The 3874-nt window shown below is 49.7% G+C and carries 3 protein-coding genes and 1 pseudogene; all 4 read right to left on the bottom strand.

The genetic code is table 11. From position 1 onward, the window contains the following. Positions 1–371: 371 nt before the first annotated feature. Positions 372–911, bottom strand: coding sequence for an MFS transporter (locus ABJ99_RS29805; protein WP_375232701.1), 540 nt, complete (start codon positions 909–911; stop codon positions 372–374). Next, a pseudogene (locus ABJ99_RS29800) lies at positions 909–1529 on the bottom strand (MFS transporter); the annotation flags it as partial. The gene ABJ99_RS29805 and the pseudogene ABJ99_RS29800, both read right to left, overlap by 3 nt. A 40-nt stretch (positions 1530–1569) precedes the next feature. After that, a complete protein-coding gene (locus ABJ99_RS29105) occupies positions 1570–2484 on the bottom strand; it encodes an aldehyde dehydrogenase family protein (protein WP_054085910.1) in 915 nt (304 codons plus the stop codon). Between the two features lie 47 nt (positions 2485–2531). Continuing rightward, positions 2532–3794 (bottom strand): hypothetical protein, encoded by a 1263-nt coding sequence (locus tag ABJ99_RS29100; protein WP_230081012.1) that lies wholly within the window; start codon positions 3792–3794, stop codon positions 2532–2534. Between the last annotated feature and the right edge of the window lie 80 nt (positions 3795–3874).

The following is a 3874-nucleotide window of genomic DNA, read 5'->3' as shown; positions in this document are numbered from 1 at the left end:
CCGGCCAGCGCCAGTGTCGAAGTGAACGACAAAAAAACGCATACCACCCAGACTTACACCACCAAATACCTGCAACAGAGCGCCAATTTCTACGCCGCGCTGGATCATAAATCTGCCCGGTGATTCATTAGCCGTCACGCTTTCGCGAGCATGTTCGCCCACACAGGTCCGTGCGACTTACTGCCCACTGCGCGGCAGGCCATGCACGGAATGTCAGGTGAGCCTGTTCGCGAAAGCACTGACGGTAACAGCACATCAGGACCGGACGCAGAGCGTCCAGNGACGCGAAGCGTCGCACGATAGACAGTTGAGATCTTGCCTGTGAGTCAGGCGCATTGCGTAAGTGAGCGGTAGACCCCTTAGACTTACATTTACTCAAGCGCCTTGACGCCACCGGTCTTTCTCAGCAACTGCAACGCGAAAAGGACGAACAGTAAAGCTGCTGCTGATAGCGTCAACGGCAAACCATTTGCGTTACCTGTCATTGCTACTCCGCTGATCAAAGGCCCCAGCAAGCTGCCAACTCCCCATAGGAGTCCGGCGCTTGCGTTGGCGGTGATCAGGTCCTGGCCTGTGAACTTCTCGCCGATAAGAATGATTGCCAAGGTATAAACGCCCCCTGCCACCGCGCCCAGCAGCACCAGGCAAGGCCATATGAATAGCGGGTGATTCATCAGAAAAGGCATGCTCATTCCGATTGCCAGCGACAACACCCCGCACCCAAGATAAACCGCAGGTCTTGAAAGGTTGTCCGATAGCCAGCCCAGCGGAAATTGGAACATGGCGTCTCCCAGCAGGATAACGGTAACCATCAGTGCCGCGAGTTTGAGGGTGTAGCCATGATCGGCAGCATAAACCGGAAACATCGACAGAATGACGCTATCGAAAAATGAGAAGAAAATAATCCCCATGCACAGCGCAGGTGCTACCTGAATAAAGCCCAGTACCGAGAACGTTTTGTGTTCGGTGTCTCTCGGGCCGGTCAGATGCCTTGGCAAGATGAACCAGATAACGGCCAGCGCCACAATGTGTCCAGCGACGACCACACTGTTTACCTGCGCGCCGACAGTGCCAAATACTGAAACCATCGCCGGCCCAAGCAACTGAAAAACCGTAAAGCATGTTGTATAGATCGCGACAATCCTGCCCCGGTACGAGTCCATGGCAATTTCATTTACCCATGACTCTCCCAGGATAATAATGGTCCCTGCTGCCAGTCCCATTGCCAGTCTGGCTACTGCCAGAATTGCCAGCGTTGATGGAAGTACCTCCAGTGCGGCGATGCTCAGCGCGGACAGGCTGAAGCAACACAGATAGATATGTCGCCGGCTCAAGCGTTTGCAGAGCCACCCCACAATAAATGCAGACATCATCATCCCCGCTGCCGGAAGCGCAGACATCAGGCCAATTTGTACATTTGGCGCCCCGCCCTGGTAAAGACGCAACGCCACCACGGGTACGGTCGAACCAATGCTCAAACCGATAATGGACACGCCGAGGATAAGCGCCCCCAACAGCACTCTGTTCATTTATCACCTCTCTGACTGGTCGGGCCATTGAAAGCCATATCTAGCGGCTTGAGAAGGCAACCAGATGTTCGTGGATGTCACGTTGCGGTAATGTCGGTTTGGCAATGCGCACGCCGTTCACATAAAGACACGAGGCCGCGACTCCCTGTCCCCCATACGGGGCGTAACCCTTTTCGATGATGTGCAGGTCGGTGTTGTTCAGTACTGTGCATGGCTCATGTTTTCCGGATTCAATAAGGCGGTTAATGTAATCGCTATTGCCAAAGAGAGAAATGTACATCGAATTTGGGGTGTAAAGCGGATGCTCAAAGTAAGCTGCCAGTTCAGCGTCTTCGCTATAATTTTGTACGAAAAAAACGGGGGCGAAAAACTCTTTATAATTGCCACCCAACGACAGTGGGCGCTCGAATACTGTAGGTCGGATTAAGCCGGTTATAGGGTTTATTTCGCCGCCATAGGTACAGTGTTCGCGATAATCCCTAAACATTTTCATGACTTTCAATGTGTGATCGGGATCACTGTTAGGTCCTACGATATTTTCTTTGTGTTTGTAATCACCTACAAAACCTTCACATTCAGTAAGCTCTTCGCGCAGCCGCTTGACAAATTCGGGATAGGCCCGGGTATGTACCAAGATGCTATTAGGGCCGGCGCAATCCTGTCCTTGATTATATAAAACGACCCGTAAGGCACTTTCCACTGCCGTGTCAATGCATGTATCGGCGGCTAACACCAAGGGGTTGTGGCCTGCACCGTTGAGAATGAAGAGCGTGCGTTTCAGATAAGACTTTCTGACCTTTGCAGCATTCTCGGGCGTACCGGTAAAAATGACCGCGTCTGAGATCGCTGCAGTTTGACTGACAAACGTTTCTTTGTCGGCAAAAGAGACGTGCAGATTCGGGAAGAAGTGATCAAGCTGTAATAATTTTAGCAATTTTTTATAGTGCAGATGCATAGCAGTCGGAGGCCGCAGCCATGCTGCGTCGGCCAGCAGAGACGGTATTATACCGAAGCAGGTCGTCGCGTAGATTGGTTGATTAAGTGGAAGATAACTAGTAACGCAGTTGACACGGCGTTCAAAAACGATCTATTGAATTCAATATTATCCAGGAATTCGATGCAGCGCGCTATTTCATCTATGGCCACGTTGTAACACTCAAAGCCGGAAAGGCTTTCTGCAATAGATTCGCTATTGGCCCTTAAATGCTTCGCAAAAGCTTCTGCACGTACTTTTATCTCTTCAAAGTTGATAGCTTTTAATTCTTGATTCACCTGATTTGATGTTTCAATTTTCGCTGGGTTGTTAGCAGTATCGGAGTCTTGGAAGGCTTCTTGGCTCGCGTGCTCATTGTTCTTCATGGCACCATACTCCCTGTCATGAATAGCTTGTTGAATATTTGAATCAAGTCTTTTGCAAAAAGCCTGCGTCCCCAGAAGATTGATATATTCAACGATGCGGGGTCCATGCTCTTCACCAAACAGGCATGCGTATAGCGTTCTATAGGGCGCCCCGATATTCTGGGTTTCGACGCTTTCGAATATGTGCTTAAGCTGCAGATGATTAATCTGCTTGTGTTTGCTGTCAAAAAACCTCAATTGAGCTGAGATTGAGTGCAGAAAATGTGCTGCATATCTGTCTAGTAGAAAAGGTCGATATTCAGGAGCGATCATTTCCTGATAGTACGTGAAGGCTTTTTGTACCACGGTTGCGAATGCATTATCATTAATGATGTCGTGCCTTGTATGTTCATGCTTGAGCAAGTAGTAATAAGCCGTATCAATATCGCTGGGATGGCAAGCGGTAAAGATATTCAGCATCTTTTGATAAGTGGCTAAGCGTCTGTAATGGGTCGGCGCGCGATGAAAAAAGTCAATCGGATTGTTGGGTTGAGCCCTGTCTAGCAGCGTGTGATCAGCGATGTAGTTGTCATACGCCTTGACGGATACGTGAGGATAAAATCGAGAGGTACGATTAGGGTTGTTGAACATGAAGTGCTGCAGTGCTTCTTCCGGCATGTAGCGGTTGACTTGATCTAGCGAGAAACCATTGCCTTTGCTCTTGGATATTTTATGGCCGGTGATATCGGTGAACAGGCCGTACTTCATCAAAAGTGGAGGCTGTACACCTAAGACCTTGCAGATATCACGCACAGTATGGGCTGAGTCTGTAAGGTCTTCGCCATGCATTTCAAAAGCAGTATTACGGTGGATCAATCGCATAGCCCAATCAGCTTTCCACTGCAGTTTGCAGTGACCGTCCAGCACGGAAACGGTGTATCCGCGCCACGAACCCCACCTAGAAAAAAATGAGGATCTGATTTAGCGAGGCATCTCTGGCGAGCAAT

It is taken from the genome of Pseudomonas syringae pv. cilantro (assembly GCF_001293775.1).
GTDB classification, from domain to species: Bacteria; Pseudomonadota; Gammaproteobacteria; order Pseudomonadales; family Pseudomonadaceae; genus Aquipseudomonas; species Aquipseudomonas syringae_P.
This window is presented reverse-complemented; position numbering and strand designations above follow the sequence as displayed.

Bases quoted from the DNA above. Each gene is read 5' to 3' on its own strand.
- ABJ99_RS29805 (WP_375232701.1), bottom strand. From the start codon at position 911: ATGGGGATTATTTTCTTCTCATTTTTCGATAGCGTCATTCTGTCGATG.
- ABJ99_RS29105 (WP_054085910.1), bottom strand. From the start codon at position 2,484: ATGCATCTGCACTATAAAAAATTGCTAAAATTATTACAGCTTGATCAC.